Genomic DNA, 14,949 nt, shown 5'->3' with positions numbered 1-14,949 from the left:
TGCGCGAGCGGTGGGCTCGGGGGTCCCGGGGGTGGGGCTCCCGCGGTTCGACGGGAGAGCTCTCGCGGGTGGTCATCGGAGGGCCTCGAAGCGGACGCGGTCGCCGGGGGTGAGCAGGGCCGGGGTGGGGCGGCGCGGGTCGAACAGGGGCGCGTCGGTCCGGCCGATGAGCCGCCAGCCGCCGGGGGTGGCGCGGGGGTAGGCGGCGGTGAACTCGCCCGCCACGCCCACCGAACCCGCCGGGACCTTCGTGCGCGGCGAGTCCAGGCGTGGTTGGCGCAGCGGCTCGGGCAGACCGGTCAGGTAGGCGAAGCCGGGCGCGAAACCGCAGAAGGCGACCCGGTAGTCGGCGCCGGTGTGCAGCGCGACCACCTCGGCCGCGGTCAGGCCCGCCGTCTCGGCGACCAGGTCCAGGTCGGGGCCGTCGTAGTGGACGCCGATGACCACCTCGTCGCCCGCGGCCACCGCGTGGTGGACGAGGTCGGCGGTGGTCAGGACCTCGCGGACGGCGCGCAGCCTGCCCGGCCGGGTGACGACCAGGACGGTGCGGGCGGCCGGGACCAGCTCGACCACGTCCGGCAGCCCCGCGACGGCGGCGCGCACGGACTCCACCTCGCCGAGCGAACCCACCTCGACGAGCACCGCGTCGTCGCCGCACTGTCGCAGCTGCATGGGACCAGATTAGATGAGGATTGTTGAACAATCCACTCCGGCGTCCGGGTCGGTGACGCCGGGGGCGGCGCCACCCGACTCAGCCGACGATGCGCTTCAGGTGGGCCGAGGTGTGCGGCTGGAGCGGTTGGCCGACCATGGCCCGCTCCTCGACGTACGCCAGGTCGCCGTTGTTGACGATGCCGTACAGCCGCTGCGCGCCGGTGACCTCCTTGGCGGTCGCCGTGCGCACCACCGCGTCCGTGGTGATCTCCCACGACGTCTGGTTGCGCGGCTTGCCGTAGTACAGCTCCACGATCCCGGTGTTGTGCGTGATCAGCACCTCGATCGTGTCGTCCGGCTGCGGGCGCCAGAAACCGGTCTCCCGGGCCGCCTGGCGGATCACGCCGCCGTCCTCGTCCAGCAGCCACGCGCGGGCCTCGTAGTACAGGAACGGCCTGCCGTCGTGGGCGAACGTGATCTGCTGCCCGTACCGGAACGGGCCGTCGATCGTCGGGTACACGACCTCGCCCTCGCCGCGCCACACGCCGACCAGCGGCAGCAGCGCCAGGCACGCGTCGTGCAGGGAGGGGCCGGAGCGCAGGTTCGCCGTGTCCGCCGGGATCGGCAGGTCGTCGAACTGCGGCAGGTTGCGCGCCCCGGTCACCGAGGCGCGCGAAGCGGCGGCCTGCACGGCCGCGTCACCACTGCCCGGAACGGGCCCGTTGTCGCTCACCGCTGGTCGGAGAACAGGCGGTACACCACGTACCCGGCGAACCACACGACCAGCAGGGACACGAGGACCAGCAGTCCTGTGAAGAAGTGTTCCACCCGGCCAGTTTAGGCACCCGGCCCCGGACGCCGCCGACCCCGGTGGCGAACGCCACCGGGGTCGGCGAGGGGTAGCGCCGGGGGCAGCCCGTGCGCTCCCCGGGTATCGGGGTGTGGTCTCAGGCCACCGCGACCTCGACCGGGTGCACGCCCGGCCCCTCCGCGCTGACCGACGCCTGCCCGTTGCCCGAGCGGTGCAGCGCGCGGATGGTCCACGTGCCGGGCGCGGCGAAGAACCGGAAGTCGCCCTCGGCCGAGGACACGACCTCGGCGGTGAACTCGCCCGAGGCGTCCAGCAGGCGCACGAACGCGCCGCCGACCGGGGCGCCCTCGGACCTGACCTTGCCGGACAGCACGACCTCGTTCGCGCCGACCTGGATGTCCACGCCCTGCTCGGGCGCGCCGCAACCGTCCAGACTCATGATCAGGCCTCCTTGCCGCTGCCGAGCTCGACCGGCACGCCGACGAGCGAGCCGTACTCGGTCCAGGAACCGTCGTAGTTCTTCACGTCCTCGTGGCCGAGCAGCTCGTGCAGCGCGAACCACGTGTGCGACGAGCGCTCGCCGATGCGGCAGTAGGCGATCGTCTTGCGGGAGCCGTCGAAGCCGGCCTCGCCGTAGATCTCGGCCAGTTCCTCGTTGGACCGGAACGTGCCGTCCTCGTTGGCCGCCTTGCTCCACGGCACGTTGATCGCGCTCGGGATGTGGCCGGCGCGCTGCGCCTGCTCCTGCGGCAGGTGGGCGGGCGCGAGCAGCTTGCCGGAGAACTCGTCGGGCGAGCGCACGTCGACCAGGTTCTTGTTGCCGATCGCGTCGACGACCTCGTCGCGGAACGCGCGGATCGCCAGGTCCTGCTCCTGGGCGGTGTAGCTGGTCGCCGGGCGCTCGACCTGCTCCTTGTCCAGCGGGCGGCCGTCGAGCTCCCACTTCTTGCGGCCGCCGTCGAGCAGCTTCACCGCGTCGTGGCCGTAGAGCTTGAAGTACCAGTAGGCGTAGGCGGCGAACCAGTTGTTGTTGCCGCCGTAGAGGACGACCGTGTCGTCGTTGGAGATGCCCTTGGCCGACAGCAGCTTCTCGAAGCCCGCGCGGTCGACGAAGTCGCGCCGCACCGGGTCCTGGAGCTCGTTCCTCCAGTCGATCTTCACCGCGCCCGGGATGTGGCCGCCGTCGTAGGCGGTGGTGTCCTCGTCCACCTCCACGAACACCACGCCGGGCGCGCTGAGGTTCTCCTCGGACCAAGCGGCCGAGACCAGGACGTCTTCACGGCTCATCGAGCTGCTCCAATTTCTTCGTTGCTTACTGCTACTTCTGTCACTGGGGTCGGGCGAGCGCGGGTGCGTGGCGGCGCAGGAGCAGGAACAGCTCGCAGCCCAGGCACAGGCCGAGCGCGGCGTTGAGCAGCGCGGCGACCAGTGCGGCGGACGTGGCGACGACGCCGAGCGCGGTGAGTCCGGTGGTGTAGCCGATCGTGCCGATGAGCGCGAAGACGAACCCGACGCCCTGCGCGAACCTCAGCGGCGCGGCCTCCTCCCGCTCGGTCGTGGGCGTGATCCTCGGCTGCACGGCGAACCGGTAGACGTGGCCCCACGGGTTGAGCTTGAGCGAGATGAACGCGCACATGGCGAAGAGCACGGTCTGGGCGGCGAGCAGCCGCCACGAGCCGGTCAGCAGGACGACCGCCAGGATGGCGGTGGTGATCCAGGCGCTGAACCGGGGACCGCGCGGGTCGACCGGCGCGTCCTTGGTGGCGGTGGCGGTTAACGGCACGGCGACCTCCTGACGGTGGACAAGACTGGTAGTCCGTCTCAGGCGGTGTTAGGGGCAGGCGCGCACCACCGTCAAGGGTGTGCGGGCCGCCGGGAACCGCCCGGTCAGCGCGCCGCGCGACACAGGCTGCTGCGCACGCGGCACAGGTCCACCGCGAGTCGCTTGGTCAGCAGCGTGGTCATGGGTCCGAGCCTAGCCGCTCGTCCCTGCTGTCGGGAGGGGCGTCCACAGCGTGGGAATGCCCAGGTTCACCCGATCGGGTCAGGCAGGTGTGGGCGCAAAGCCGCAACGAGGCGGTCCGGCTTGGGCACGCCGCCGAACCGGAGGAGTTCCGCGCCCGAGGCGTCCAACGCCAGCGTGGTGGGTGCGCGCAGCACCTTGAGGTCGGCGGCCACGTCGGGCAGGTCGGTCACGTCGAGCTCGACGTGCCGCAGCCCGGCGGTGCGGGCGGCCAGGTCTTCGAGCACCGCGCGGGTCTGCCGGCAGTTCGCGCAGAACGTCGTGGAGAGCTGCACCAGCGTCACCGGCGTGTCCCGGTCGAGCAGGTCGCGCACGGGCGCGGGCAGGTCCAGGCGGGGTTTCGCCGCCCGCACGCGGCCGTCGCGGACGCGCAGGACCGCGGCGACCGCGGCGACGACCGCGACCGCCCCGAGCAACGCCCACGCGCCGGTCACCTAGTTACCGCCCTGGTCGAGGAGGATGTCGTTGATCGAGCCTTCCACGGTGAACGCGCCGCTCTCCACCTTGACCGCGGTCGGCGTCACCGTGAAGGGCAGCGAGCCCGGGTCGATCGTCACGCTCAACGCCTCGCGCACCACGCCGAGCACCGCGTCCAGCCCGTTCAGCGCCAGGTCGTCCAGCTCGACGTCGTTCACCGCGATCACCACCTGGCCGCTGATCAGCGACACCGTGCCGTAGGCGGTGATGCGGATGTCGCGCCCGGCGACGTTGGTCTTGCCCGACAGCTTCACCGCCGCCACCGTCGGGTCCGGCGGCTGCCCGTCGGTCACCTTGGTGCGCTTGTCCGGGTCGATCGCCAGGTCGGTGAACGGCGTGATCTGGTTGACCAGCCGGCTCAGGTCGTTGACCTTGATCTTGACGCTGCCCTTGACCTGGTCGATCCGCGCGTCGCGGGTGTTGCCGGCCAGCAGGTCCGACAGGCCGATGCGGGTGTGCTTGAGGTTCGCCCGGATCTCCAGGTCCCGCAGCTGGTCGCGCACGGGCACGCCGGTGGCGCTGATCTCGATGTCGCGGTAGTCGCCGCCGATCGCCTGCGTGATGAACGGGAAGCCGTTGATCCGGACCGACGGGTCCTCGCTCAGCCCGAACTTCTCCCGCATCTTCTGCGCGACCTGGTACTCGCCGACCGCGGCCAGCGCGAAGTCGGCGGCGACCAGCAGCGCGCCCACGACGAGCGCGGCGATGATCAGCTTGCGCCCGCGGGTGGAACGGCGTCGGTTCGTGTCGGTCGCGGTCATCGCCTGCCCTCTGTCCGGTCCGTGTGGTGCTGCGAGGTGTGTTCGTCCAGCCAGGTCGCGATCCGGTCTACCAGAGCGGGCGTCATCGAGGACTCGGCGTGCCGGACCCCCGGCTCGAGCCACAGCTCGGCGGCGCCGCCCGCGGCCCGGTGCAGCGCGACCGCGTGCGCCGGGCCGAAGTAGTGGTCCTGCTCACCGTGCACGATGAGCAGCGGGGTCGGGGTGATGCGGTGCACCACCTCCAGCGGGCTCTCCGGCGTGGTCCGCCACGGCGGGCCGAGGCGCACGCCGAGCGCGCGGGCGGCGAGCCTGCCGTGCGGCTGTTCGAGCAGCCAGTGCACGCGGCGCATCGCCACCGTGTCGCGCACCCACCAGCGCGACGGCGCGCTGACCGCCGCCACGGCGTCCGGCCGGTCGTCGTGCAGGCCCGCGTGGCGCAGCGCGATGGACGCGCCCATGGAGAAGCCGACGGTCGCCACCCGCCGGTACCCGAGCTCGCGGGCGAGCGAGACACCGGCCGCCAGGTCGTGGATTTCGTCACCGCCCACGGTGGACCGCCCGCCGGAGCGGCCGTGGCCCCGGAAGTCCAGCGCGACCACCCCGCCGTGCCGCGCCAACCGGTGCAACACGCGTGACACGAACGGCTTGCGGACGTGGTTGGTGAAGCCGTGACCGACCACGAACGCGAGATCCGTCACGGACGGTGTCGATCTCACATGCACACCGTGCAGGCGGACGGCGTCATGTGACATGGATGTAACAGGCGTGACGCTTGTGGAAACAACTGTGACTCTGACCTGCTGACCTGGGTCTTTCGTGGTGTGCACCGGTATCGTCTCCGTCATCCGCAGGCAACGGGGCCCGGTCACCGTACTTCGCCTGTGCTTGGTCGGTGACCACGCACCGGCCGAACGAGAGGGCGCCGCGACGATGAGTATCGATGTGCTGCTGCTGACCACCGACTCCGACCCCGAGGCCGTTCTCCCCGCGCTGTCGCTCCTCCCGCACGAGGTGCGCCCGCTGCGCCCGGAGGTCTCGGCGCTGCTGGAAGCCGGTCCGCACGACATCGTCCTGGTCGACGCCAGGACCGACCTGGTGGCCGCGCGCAGCCTGTGCCGGCTGCTCGACTCCAGCGGCGTCGACGTGCCCGTGGTGGCGGTCGTCACCGAGGGCGGCCTGGTCGCGGTCAACTCCGACTGGAGCGTGGACGAGATCCTGCTCCCCACCTCCGGCCCGGCCGAGGTCGACGCCCGGCTGCGCCTGGTGCGCTCCCGGCGCGGCGCCACCCAGCCCGGCGGCGACGGGTCGATCCAGCTCGGCGAGCTGGTCATCGACGAGGCGACCTACACCGCCCGCCTGCGCGGCCGCCCGCTCGACCTGACCTACAAGGAGTTCGAGCTCCTCAAGTACCTGGCGCAGCACGCGGGCCGCGTGTTCACCCGCGCGCAGCTGCTGCAGGAGGTCTGGGGCTACGACTTCTTCGGCGGCACGCGGACGGTGGACGTGCACGTCCGGCGCCTGCGCGCCAAGCTCGGCCCCGAGCACGAGTCCCTCATCGGCACCGTGCGCAACGTGGGCTACAAGTTCGTCCGCCCGCCGCGCCCGGGCAGCGCCCGGCGCGTGGACCACGCGATCGACGCCCACGAACCGACCATCGACGAAGCCGAGCTGATCTACCGCGCTTGATCGCCGCGCTTCGCGGACGTCGAGGCCGGCGCGACCTCGCGGAGCACAACTCCACTAGGTTCGTCACGTGGAATTGACCTGGGTTGAGGAGCTGTCCCCCGAGCAGGCCGACGAAGTCCTCCGCCTGCTCGGGGCAGCCGAAGCCGCCGACGGCGTCGCCCCCGTCGGCGAAGCCGTGATCCTGCGCCTGCGCCCCGAGGCGCGGGGCAGCCGCCACCTGCTGGCCCGCGCCGACGGCGAACTGGTCGGCTACCTGCACCTGGACGTCTTCGGCGACTCCGACGGCAACGAGGTCGCCGAGCTGGCCGTGCACCCCGAGCACCGCCGACGCGGGCACGGCGCCGCGCTCGTCGAGGCCGTGGCCGACCGCGCCAAGCCCGTGCGGATCTGGTCGCACGGCGGCCACCCCGGCGCCGAGGCGCTCGCCGCGAAGCTCGGCTACCGCAAGGTCCGCGAGCTGCTGCGCCTGCGCCGCCCGCTGGACGTCGAGCTGCCCGAGCCCGTGCTGCCGGCCGGCGTGACGCTGCGCTCGTTCGTGCCGGGCCGGGACGAGGCCGCCGTGGTCTACGTCAACCACCGCGCGTTCGCGTGGCACCCCGAGCAGGGCGCGATGAGCATCGAGGACGTGCGGGAGAAGGAAGAGCAGCCGTGGTTCGACCCGGCCGGGTTCCTCCTCGCGGTCGACGACGACGGGCGGCTGCTCGGCTTCCACTGGACCAAGGCGCACACCGCCGAGCTCGGCGAGGTGTACGTGGTCGGCGTCGACCCGGACGCGCAGGGCGGCGGCCTCGGCAAGGCGATCACCCTCGCGGGCCTCGCCCACCTGCGTGCCGCCGGGCTCGCCGAGGTGATGCTGTACGTCGAGTCCGACAACGCGGCGGCACTGGCCGTGTACGACCGGTTGGGATTCACCCGCTGGGACTCGGACGTCCAATACGCCCGGTAGTGACAAACCCATCACGCCACGCAAACGTGCAGGTCACGGGACACCCAAAAGGCGGTGTACTCGGTCACTTCCCGTGTGGTGTTCACCCGTCGTTCACCTTCTCCTGGGCGCCTGTCCACCCTCGCTACCTACCGTCCGTGTCGAGCGGCGGAGCTTCGCCGCGAAACCCGCTTCCGTAGCTGGAGGACCTTCAGGTGAAGACCAAGCGACACGGCGCCGTACTCGGCCTGATCGCGGCCGGTGCGCTTCTGCTCACCGCGTGCGGCAGCGACAACAACGCCCCGGGCGCGGGCTCGACGTCGGCGGCCGGCGACTCGTCGGTCCCCGTCGAGTGCGGCGGCAAGTCGAAGCTGAGCGCCGAGGGCTCTTCCGCGCAGCAGAACGCCATCGCCACGTTCATCCAGGCCTACCAGGCGAAGTGCCCCGGCTCCGACCTCGCCTACAACGCCTCCGGCTCCGGCGCGGGCGTCAAGCAGTTCAACGCGGCCCAGGTCGACTTCGGCGGCTCGGACTCGCCGCTGTCGGAGAGCAAGGGCGAGGTCGCCGCGGCGGCCGAGCGCTGCCAGGGCAACCCGGCGTGGAACCTGCCGCTGGTCTTCGGCCCGGTCGCGCTGGGCTACAAGCTCGAAGGCGTCAAGGACCTGGTCCTCGACGGCGAGGTCACCGCCAAGATCTTCAACGGTGGCATCAAGAAGTGGAACGACCCGGCCATCGCGGCGCTGAACTCCGGCGCGTCGCTGCCGGACAAGGACATCAAGGTCGTCTACCGCTCGGACGAGTCGGGCACCACGGACAACTTCCAGAAGTACCTGACCGCCGCCTCCAAGGGCGCGTGGACCCAGGGTGACGGCAAGCAGTTCAAGGGCGGTGTCGGCGAGGCCAAGGAGAAGTCCGCCGGCGTCGCGCAGGCCGCCGGCTCGGTCGACGGCGCCATCACCTACGTCGAGCTGTCGTTCGCGCAGGACAACAAGCTGTCCCTGGCCAGGATCGACACCGGCGCCGGCCCCGTCGAGCTGACCAACGAGACGGTCGGCAAGGCCATCGACGGCGCCAAGATCAAGGGCGCCGGCAACGACCTGGTCCTCGACCTGGACTCGATCTACGGCTCCACCACCGCGGGCGCCTACCCGCTGCTGCTCGCCACCTACGAGATCGTCTGCTCCAAGGGCTACGACGCCGACACCGCGAAGGCGGTCAAGGCGTTCCTCACCGTGGCGGCGACGACTGGCCAGGACGGCCTGGCGGACGCGGGCTACGCTCCGCTGCCGAAGGCCTTCCAGGACAAGCTGCTGACCGCCGTCAAGGCCATCGCCTGACCAGGCCGGCAGACTTCCCGGGAACGCCATCGCGATGAACGACCGCATCGTGGCCCCGCGCCCCGCGGGCACCGGCACGACCGGTGCCCGCGAGGGCGTTCCGGCTGCTCGACCCGACTCGGAGGCTCCGATTCCCCCGACCACGGAAGCCGACCAGAAGACCCACGTCCGGCCGGGTGACCGGATCTTCGCAGGCCTGGCCACGGGGTCGGGCATCTTCATCGTGGTCCTGATCGCGGCGATCGGCGTCTTCCTGCTGCTCCAGGCCATCCCCTCGCTCACCCTGGACAAGGTCAACTTCCTGACCAGCCGCGAGTGGTCCACCGGCGATGTCAACGACATGCGCTACGGCATCCTCGACCTGCTCCTGGTCACCGTGGTGTCGTCCGCGTTCGCGCTGGTCATCGCCATGCCGATCGCCCTGGGCATCGCCCTGTTCCTCACCCAGTACGCGCCGCGCCGGCTCGCCCGGCCGTTCGCCTACGTCATCGACCTGCTGGCCGCCGTGCCGTCGATCATCTTCGGCCTGTGGGGCCTGCTCGTGCTCGGCCCGGTGCTCACCCCGGTCGGGGAGTGGCTGATCTCGACCCTCGGCTGGATCCCGCTGTTCGCCGAGGGCAACGTCAGCATCGAGCTGGGCGGCACCATCTTCACCGCCGGCATCGTGCTGGCGGTGATGATCCTGCCGATCATCACCGCGGTCAGCCGCGAGGTGTTCGACCGCACACCGGTCGTCCACGTCGAAGGCGCCATCGCGCTCGGCGCCACCAAGTGGGAGGTCGTGCGCACCACCGTGCTGCCGTTCGGCAAGGCGGGCTACGTCAGCGCCTCCATGCTCGGCCTCGGCCGCGCCCTCGGCGAGACCATCGCGCTGACGATCATCCTCAGCGGCACGGGCGCGGCGTTCGCGTGGAGCCTGTTCGACGGCGGCGCCACGTTCGCGTCCAAGATCGCGCTGGCCGCGCCCGAGTTCAACGACCCGCGCACGGCGGGCGCCTACATCGCCGCCGGCCTGGTGCTGTTCGTCCTCACCTTCGGCGTCAACGCCGTCGCCCGGTCCATCGTCGCCGGTCACAAGGAGTACGAATGACGACCGACACGGCGGACCTGAACCGCCTCGCCACACCGCCGACGTTCCAGAGCGTCAGCGGCGCGCGCAAGCTCAAGAACGGCATCGCCACCGTCCTGGTGTACGGGGCGTTCCTCGTCGCCATCGTGCCGCTGATCTGGGTGCTGTGGGTGGTGGTCGAACGCGGCTTCCCGGTCGTCCTCGACGGCGACTGGTGGCAGAAGTCGCTGTCCGGCCTGCTGGGCCGCCAGCAGGGCGGCGGCGTCTACCACGCGATCTACGGCACGCTGGTGCAAGGCCTGGTGTGCGGCGCGCTGTCCGTGCCGCTCGGCCTGTTCGTCGGCGTCTACCTGGTGGAGTACGGCGGCCGGTCCAAGCTGTCCAAGGCCACCACGTTCATGGTCGACATCCTCACCGGTGTGCCGTCCATCGTGGCCGCGCTGTTCGTCTACACCCTGTGGATCACCTACTTCGGCTTCGGCCGCAGCGGGTTCGCGGTGTCGCTCGCGCTGGTGCTGCTCATGGTGCCGGTGATCGTGCGGACCACCGAGGAGATGCTGAAGATCGTGCCGGACGAGCTGCGCGAGGCGTCCTACGCGCTCGGCATCCCCAAGTGGAAGACGATCGTGAAGGTCGTCATCCCCACCGCCCTGTCCGGCATCATCACCGGCATCATGCTGGCGCTGGCCCGCGTCATGGGCGAGACCGCGCCGGTGCTCGTGCTGGCCGCGTACGCGCCGTACATCAACTACAACCTGTTCGAAGGGCCGATGGCGTCGCTGCCGCTGCTCATGACGTCGGAGCGGAACAACCCGACGCAGGCCGGTTTCGAGCGGATCTGGGGTGCGGCGATCACCCTGGTCATCATCATCACGCTGTTCAACCTGCTCGCCACCGTGATCTCGCGGTGGCTGGCTCCGAAGACGAAGTGAGCGGGCGGTCATGGCCAAGCGCATCGACGTGAAAGACCTGAACCTGTACTACGGCAAGTTCCACGCCGTGGACGGTGTCTCGCTCGCCGTGCCGCCGAAGAACGTGACGGCGTTCATCGGCCCGTCCGGCTGCGGGAAGTCCACCGTGCTGCGGTCGTTGAACCGCATGCACGAGGTGGCACCCGGGGCGCGGGTGGAGGGCACCGTGCTGCTCGACGGCGAGGACATCTACGCCTCCGCCGTCGACCCGGTGCAGGTGCGCCGGACCATCGGCATGGTGTTCCAACGCCCCAACCCGTTCCCGACGATGTCCATCCGGGACAACGTGGTCGCGGGCCTGAAGCTCGCGGGCGAGCGGAACAAGAAGAAGCTCGACGAGGTGGCCGAGCGGTCGTTGCGCGGGGCGAACCTGTGGAACGAGGTCAAGGACCGCCTCGACCGGCCCGGCGGCGGCCTGTCCGGCGGTCAGCAGCAGCGGCTGTGCATCGCCCGGGCCATCGCCGTGCAGCCGGACGTGCTGCTGATGGACGAGCCGTGCTCGGCGCTGGACCCCATCTCGACCCTGGCGATCGAGGACCTGATCACGGAGTTGAAGAAGGAGTACACGATCGTCATCGTGACCCACAACATGCAGCAGGCGGCGCGGGTCAGCGACCAGACCGCGTTCTTCAACCTGCTGGGCGTCGGCCAGCCGGGCCGGCTGATCGAGGTGGACGACACGGAGAAGATCTTCTCCAACCCGAGCCAGAAGGCCACGGAGGACTACATCTCCGGCCGCTTCGGCTGATCACCACCCGGCCCCGAGAGCCCTCCCACCGCTGGTGGGAGGGCTCTTGCTCATTAGGGTGACAGCGGAACCGGACAACCACCCGGGCCGTCAAAGCCGAGACACGGCCAACCGTTCACCGGTACCGTGACGGCTGGGATCGGCGGACTTGCAGGGGGTAGTCGTGGCGGCGGAAGGTGCGTGGAGCGTCCAGTCCATGGGGGCCATGACGGCCAGCGCCCAGGGCTTGAAGGCAGCTGCGGACTCGGGCTCGTTCGCCATCAGCAAGGATGGCGCGAAGGCGTACCTGAAGGCGATCGAGGACGCCCAGTTCGACCTCAACGAGCTGGACTCGAAGACCGCCGTGCTGCGCCAGGAGACCAAGCTCGGCACGAGCCCCGACGCCCAGGCGATGACCCGGTACAACATGGACGGCGCGATGGGCGGTGCGGGCACGACCGGCATCATCCCGGCCATCGACCAGCTCAAGACGGCTCTCGAAGAGGCTCGGCTGGCCCTGCAGAAGGCCATCGAGAACTACACCGAGGTCGACGACTCCGCCGCCTCCGGCTACGGGCAATACTGAGATGGGGATGCAGTTGACCAGGAACCCGGTCGTTCGATCCGTCCTGTCGGCCGCCGTGCTCGGACTGGTGCTCGCCGGCTGTTCGGACACCCCGGGCACGCCGACCGCCGCGACCACCACGACGGCGACCGCGACCGAGGACACCGACCCCACCACGACCTCCGCTGCCGCCGGGGGCGACCTCGCTGACTTCGACCCGTGCGCGGAGCTGGAGGCGGTCGCGTCGTCGCTCGGCGTGACCGAGGTCGAGGAAGATGGCGTGCAGGAGTGCAAGGGGCGGTACGCCGGCACGATCTCCGTCCGGGTGAAGGCGTTCCCCGAACTCGGCGTCGAGGACTACGTGCCCGGCCCGAACTCGAAGATCTCCGGCCTGCCGATCGGCGGCCACCAGGCCAAGCGCGTCACCGCACCCGCGTCCTCCAGTTCGTGCGCGGTGACGGTGGCGATCACGTCGAGTTCCCGGGTCGACTTCGTCGCGTCGGCGAACGCCTCCCTCGACGAGGCGTGCGAAGCCGCCACGAAGGTCGCGACCGCCGTCGAGCCGAAGCTCCCCAAGTAAGTCCGAGGAGGACGTCGTGGCGCCGCAGAACTCGCAGCCGCAGAACAGCCAGGCGACTGAGGTCACCTACGCCGGGGACAACGAAGCGCAGTTGCGCGCCGACTACGCGCGTTCCCAGCGGGAGAACCCCGGCCTCTTCCCGTCGTTCGTCGACTTCGTCCGGGAGATGCAGGTCCGGGCGCAGTCCGCGCAGTACCAGCAGACGCAGGAACGCGACCTCGAACAGGTCGTGGAGACCTACCGGCCGCCGATGAACCCGGCGGGCTCGTTCTACATGGGCTACGACCACCCGAAGCTCCAGGACATGGTCACCACGAACATGGCCCCGAGCACCGCCAACGAGCAGGGCGAGGCCTGGACGAAGATCGGCAACATCCTGGCCAGGTTCCAGACCAACCTCAGCAGCGCCACGACCGCCAGCAAGGGCGCGTGGCAGGGCGCGGCGGCGGAGTCGGCGCAGGGCTACTTCACGAACGTGGCCACCTGGTCCGGTAACGCCGCGCAGGGCGCGCAGCTCACCGGCAACAAGCTGTACACCCAGAGCACGGCGGCCGAGCAGGCGAAGAACGCGATGCCCGAGCCGGTCGAGTTCAGCACCGCCGACGCCTACAAGATGTTCTTCGCCGAGCCCAACCCGTTCAAGTGGGCCGAGACGATCGACCAGATCGAGCAGAAGTTCGAGGAGAAGCAGCAGGCCCACGAACGTGCGGCCGAGGTCATGACGACCATGTCCACCAGCTTCCAGGAGTCGGGCTCGACGATGCCCGCCTTCTCGCCGCCCCCGCCGATGGAGGGTTCCGGCGGCAGCGGCGATCCCGGGAAGAACGGCACGGGGGAGATCAACGGTCGGCAGACCATCCCCAGCGGCACCGGGACGGGCACGGGCAGCGGCAGCGGGTTCGGTGACGTCGGGGTGCCCGGCGGTGGCGGCAGCGGCAGTGGCGGCAGTGGGAGCGGCGGCAGCGGTGGTGGCAACACCAACCAGTCCGGCTGGAACGGTCCCACCGGTGGCGGCACGACGATCCCCGGTCCCGGCGGCGGTGGCAACAACACCATCCCCGGCCCCGGCGGCGGTCCTTACCCGCCCGGCGTCTACCCGCCCGGCACCGGGCCCAACGGCCGGCCGACGATCCCGCCCGGCGGGCGCACGGGCCTGCCGAACGGTCCCGGCAGCCGCGGTCCCGGCGGTGGTGGCGGCGGAGGCGGAGGCGGTATGGGCCGCGTCCCCGGCGGCGGCGGTCCCGGCGGCTTGGCGGCGGCCGGTCGCGGCGGCATGGGCGGCCTCGGCGGCTTCGGCCCCGGCGGCAGCGCGGGCACGCTCGGCGGTGAGGCCGGCCGGTCCGGCGCGGGCGGTTTCGGTCCCGGCGGCAGCGGTGGTCTCGGCGGCGCGGGCGCGGCGGGCCGCGGTGGCGCCGGCGGCATGGGCGCGGGCATGGGCGCGGGCGCCGGTGGCGCGCGCGGCCAGGGTGACGAGGACAAGGAGCACAAGGCCGCGTCCTACCTGGTGGAGACCGAGGACGTCTTCGGTGACGGCACCATGGTCGCTCCGCCGGTCATCGGCGGGTGAGCGTGTTCTCGTTCGCCCTGTCCCACGCGGCGGCCGACATGCTCTGGGAGGACCTGAAGCTCGGCAGCCGTCCCTACCCGTTCGAGTTCCCCTACCTCGGGCAGACGGTCGACGAGCGGCGCGGCATCCGCAACGCGGTCTACCGCGACCTGGAGTCGCGCGGCCTGGCCCAGCGCGGCCGGGTCGCACCCGAGGTGCAGGAAGCGCTCACCCTGCTGGTGCGCTTCGACTACAGCCTCAACGCGGTCGCCTCGCTCGACGCGCGCAACGTCGAGCGCCAGCTGCTGGCGCGCGGCGGCGCGGCCGGTGAGACCGCGGCGCTCGCGGTGATGGACGACCGGCAGATCAAGGTCGACCTGATGCGGGCGCCCGCGTTGCTGCGCGCGGTCGTCGACCTCGTGCCACCGTCCCGACCGGGCCCCGGCCAGTCGGTCACGGTGCCGATGCCGACGTCCGCGCCACCGCCGCCCAAGCGGGACGACGACTTCGGCAACGCCACGTTCACCCAGACCATGGCGCCGCGTTCGACGGCGTCCGCGCAGGTCCGCGCGTTGGAAGCGGTGTTCGAGCGGCCCCGGCTGCGCGCCGGCCAGTTCGGCGTCACGGTGCGCGGCAGGCACGGGCGGGAGCAGCGCGCGCCGCAGGTCGCGTGGTTCGACAACGACCAGGGCCGCTACATGTCGCAGACGCGGCAGGGGCCGGACGGCCGCAAGTGGCTCAACCACGCCCCCGCCGACAACGCGCGCATCGCCGCCCAGCTCGCGCAGGAGCTGAACGGCCTGCTCGGCTGACCCAA

Annotated in this window: 19 protein-coding genes; 10 read left to right on the top strand and 9 right to left on the bottom strand. The window is 71.1% G+C overall.

The window, feature by feature from the left end:
• Positions 1-72: 72 nt before the first annotated feature.
• The 9 genes from IOD16_RS35165 to IOD16_RS35130 all read right to left on the bottom strand — a co-directional run bounded on the left by IOD16_RS35165 (position 73) and on the right by IOD16_RS35130 (position 5,424).
• Positions 73-672, bottom strand: coding sequence for a 5-oxoprolinase subunit B family protein (locus IOD16_RS35165; RefSeq protein ID WP_201437843.1), 600 nt, complete (start codon positions 670-672; stop codon positions 73-75).
• 79 nt (positions 673-751) lie between these two features.
• The gene (locus IOD16_RS35160; RefSeq protein ID WP_123745076.1) at positions 752-1,387 is read right to left on the bottom strand and encodes an FABP family protein; all 636 of its coding nucleotides are present in this window, start codon (positions 1,385-1,387) and stop codon (positions 752-754) included.
• A 214-nt stretch (positions 1,388-1,601) separates the two neighbouring features.
• Complete coding sequence (locus IOD16_RS35155) at positions 1,602-1,904, bottom strand: DUF1416 domain-containing protein (RefSeq protein WP_123745077.1); 303 nt, start codon at positions 1,902-1,904, stop codon at positions 1,602-1,604.
• A gap of 2 nt (positions 1,905-1,906) precedes the next feature.
• Positions 1,907-2,752, bottom strand: coding sequence for a sulfurtransferase (locus IOD16_RS35150; RefSeq protein ID WP_123745078.1), 846 nt, complete (start codon positions 2,750-2,752; stop codon positions 1,907-1,909).
• A 40-nt stretch (positions 2,753-2,792) separates the two neighbouring features.
• Entirely contained in the window at positions 2,793-3,248 is a 456-nt protein-coding gene (locus IOD16_RS35145) for a DUF4395 domain-containing protein (RefSeq protein ID WP_201437842.1), read from the bottom strand.
• 104 nt (positions 3,249-3,352) lie between these two features.
• A complete protein-coding gene (locus tag IOD16_RS41605) occupies positions 3,353-3,430 on the bottom strand; it encodes a putative leader peptide (RefSeq protein ID WP_360462167.1) in 78 nt (25 codons plus the stop codon).
• Between the two features lie 66 nt (positions 3,431-3,496).
• Positions 3,497-3,922 carry a thioredoxin family protein gene (locus IOD16_RS35140; protein WP_201437841.1) on the bottom strand — a complete coding sequence of 142 codons (426 nt, stop codon included), beginning with the start codon at positions 3,920-3,922 and terminating at the stop codon, positions 3,497-3,499.
• Positions 3,923-4,726, bottom strand: a complete 804-nt coding sequence (locus tag IOD16_RS35135) for an LmeA family phospholipid-binding protein (protein WP_201437840.1) — start codon at positions 4,724-4,726, stop codon at positions 3,923-3,925.
• A complete protein-coding gene (locus IOD16_RS35130; RefSeq protein WP_328809381.1) occupies positions 4,723-5,424 on the bottom strand; it encodes an alpha/beta hydrolase family protein in 702 nt (233 codons plus the stop codon). Before IOD16_RS35130 ends, IOD16_RS35135 begins: the two co-directional genes overlap by 4 nt.
• A gap of 232 nt (positions 5,425-5,656) precedes the next feature.
• On the opposite strand from IOD16_RS35130, the gene IOD16_RS35125 reads away from it, so the two are divergent.
• The 10 genes from IOD16_RS35125 (at position 5,657) to IOD16_RS35080 (ending at position 14,944) form a co-directional block, all read left to right on the top strand.
• Complete coding sequence (locus tag IOD16_RS35125; protein WP_123745083.1) at positions 5,657-6,412, top strand: response regulator transcription factor; 756 nt, start codon at positions 5,657-5,659, stop codon at positions 6,410-6,412.
• 67 nt (positions 6,413-6,479) lie between these two features.
• The gene (gene mshD / locus IOD16_RS35120; RefSeq protein WP_123745084.1) at positions 6,480-7,358 is read left to right on the top strand and encodes a mycothiol synthase; all 879 of its coding nucleotides are present in this window, start codon (positions 6,480-6,482) and stop codon (positions 7,356-7,358) included.
• 194 nt (positions 7,359-7,552) lie between these two features.
• Entirely contained in the window at positions 7,553-8,674 is a 1,122-nt protein-coding gene (gene pstS / locus IOD16_RS35115) for a phosphate ABC transporter substrate-binding protein PstS (RefSeq protein WP_123745085.1), read from the top strand.
• Positions 8,675-8,708: 34 nt separating this feature from the next.
• Entirely contained in the window at positions 8,709-9,764 is a 1,056-nt protein-coding gene (gene pstC / locus IOD16_RS35110) for a phosphate ABC transporter permease subunit PstC (RefSeq protein WP_123745086.1), read from the top strand.
• Positions 9,761-10,675 (top strand): phosphate ABC transporter permease PstA, encoded by a 915-nt coding sequence (gene pstA / locus IOD16_RS35105; RefSeq protein WP_123745087.1) that lies wholly within the window; start codon positions 9,761-9,763, stop codon positions 10,673-10,675. Before pstC ends, pstA begins: the two co-directional genes overlap by 4 nt.
• 10 nt (positions 10,676-10,685) lie before the next feature.
• Positions 10,686-11,462: a phosphate ABC transporter ATP-binding protein PstB gene (gene pstB / locus IOD16_RS35100; RefSeq protein ID WP_123745088.1), complete on the top strand. Its 777-nt coding sequence runs from the start codon at positions 10,686-10,688 to the stop codon at positions 11,460-11,462.
• Between the two features lie 196 nt (positions 11,463-11,658).
• Positions 11,659-12,027, top strand: a complete 369-nt coding sequence (locus IOD16_RS35095) for a hypothetical protein (protein WP_201437839.1) — start codon at positions 11,659-11,661, stop codon at positions 12,025-12,027.
• A 7-nt stretch (positions 12,028-12,034) separates the two neighbouring features.
• Positions 12,035-12,586 carry a DUF3558 family protein gene (locus tag IOD16_RS35090; RefSeq protein ID WP_201437838.1) on the top strand — a complete coding sequence of 184 codons (552 nt, stop codon included), beginning with the start codon at positions 12,035-12,037 and terminating at the stop codon, positions 12,584-12,586.
• A 16-nt stretch (positions 12,587-12,602) separates the two neighbouring features.
• Positions 12,603-14,153: a hypothetical protein gene (locus IOD16_RS35085; RefSeq protein ID WP_201437837.1), complete on the top strand. Its 1,551-nt coding sequence runs from the start codon at positions 12,603-12,605 to the stop codon at positions 14,151-14,153.
• Positions 14,150-14,944: an ESX secretion-associated protein EspG gene (locus IOD16_RS35080; RefSeq protein ID WP_201437836.1), complete on the top strand. Its 795-nt coding sequence runs from the start codon at positions 14,150-14,152 to the stop codon at positions 14,942-14,944. The genes IOD16_RS35085 and IOD16_RS35080 overlap by 4 nt, the downstream gene beginning before the upstream one ends.
• Positions 14,945-14,949: the final 5 nt, after the last annotated feature.

It is taken from the genome of Saccharothrix sp. 6-C (assembly GCF_016695385.1).
Classification (GTDB): Bacteria; Actinomycetota; Actinomycetes; order Mycobacteriales; family Pseudonocardiaceae; genus Actinosynnema; species Actinosynnema texasense.
This window is presented reverse-complemented; position numbering and strand designations above follow the sequence as displayed.

Coding starts and splice junctions, on each gene's coding strand:
- pstC (WP_123745086.1), top strand. CDS start 8,709: ATGAACGACCGCATCGTGGCCCCGCGCCCCGCGGGCACCGGCACGACC.
- IOD16_RS35165 (WP_201437843.1), bottom strand. CDS start 672: ATGCAGCTGCGACAGTGCGGCGACGACGCGGTGCTCGTCGAGGTGGGT.
- pstA (WP_123745087.1), top strand. CDS start 9,761: ATGACGACCGACACGGCGGACCTGAACCGCCTCGCCACACCGCCGACG.
- IOD16_RS35135 (WP_201437840.1), bottom strand. CDS start 4,726: ATGACCGCGACCGACACGAACCGACGCCGTTCCACCCGCGGGCGCAAG.
- pstB (WP_123745088.1), top strand. CDS start 10,686: ATGGCCAAGCGCATCGACGTGAAAGACCTGAACCTGTACTACGGCAAG.
- IOD16_RS35155 (WP_123745077.1), bottom strand. CDS start 1,904: ATGAGTCTGGACGGTTGCGGCGCGCCCGAGCAGGGCGTGGACATCCAG.
- IOD16_RS35125 (WP_123745083.1), top strand. CDS start 5,657: ATGAGTATCGATGTGCTGCTGCTGACCACCGACTCCGACCCCGAGGCC.
- IOD16_RS35095 (WP_201437839.1), top strand. CDS start 11,659: ATGGGGGCCATGACGGCCAGCGCCCAGGGCTTGAAGGCAGCTGCGGAC.
- IOD16_RS35090 (WP_201437838.1), top strand. CDS start 12,035: ATGCAGTTGACCAGGAACCCGGTCGTTCGATCCGTCCTGTCGGCCGCC.
- IOD16_RS35150 (WP_123745078.1), bottom strand. CDS start 2,752: ATGAGCCGTGAAGACGTCCTGGTCTCGGCCGCTTGGTCCGAGGAGAAC.
- IOD16_RS41605 (WP_360462167.1), bottom strand. CDS start 3,430: ATGACCACGCTGCTGACCAAGCGACTCGCGGTGGACCTGTGCCGCGTG.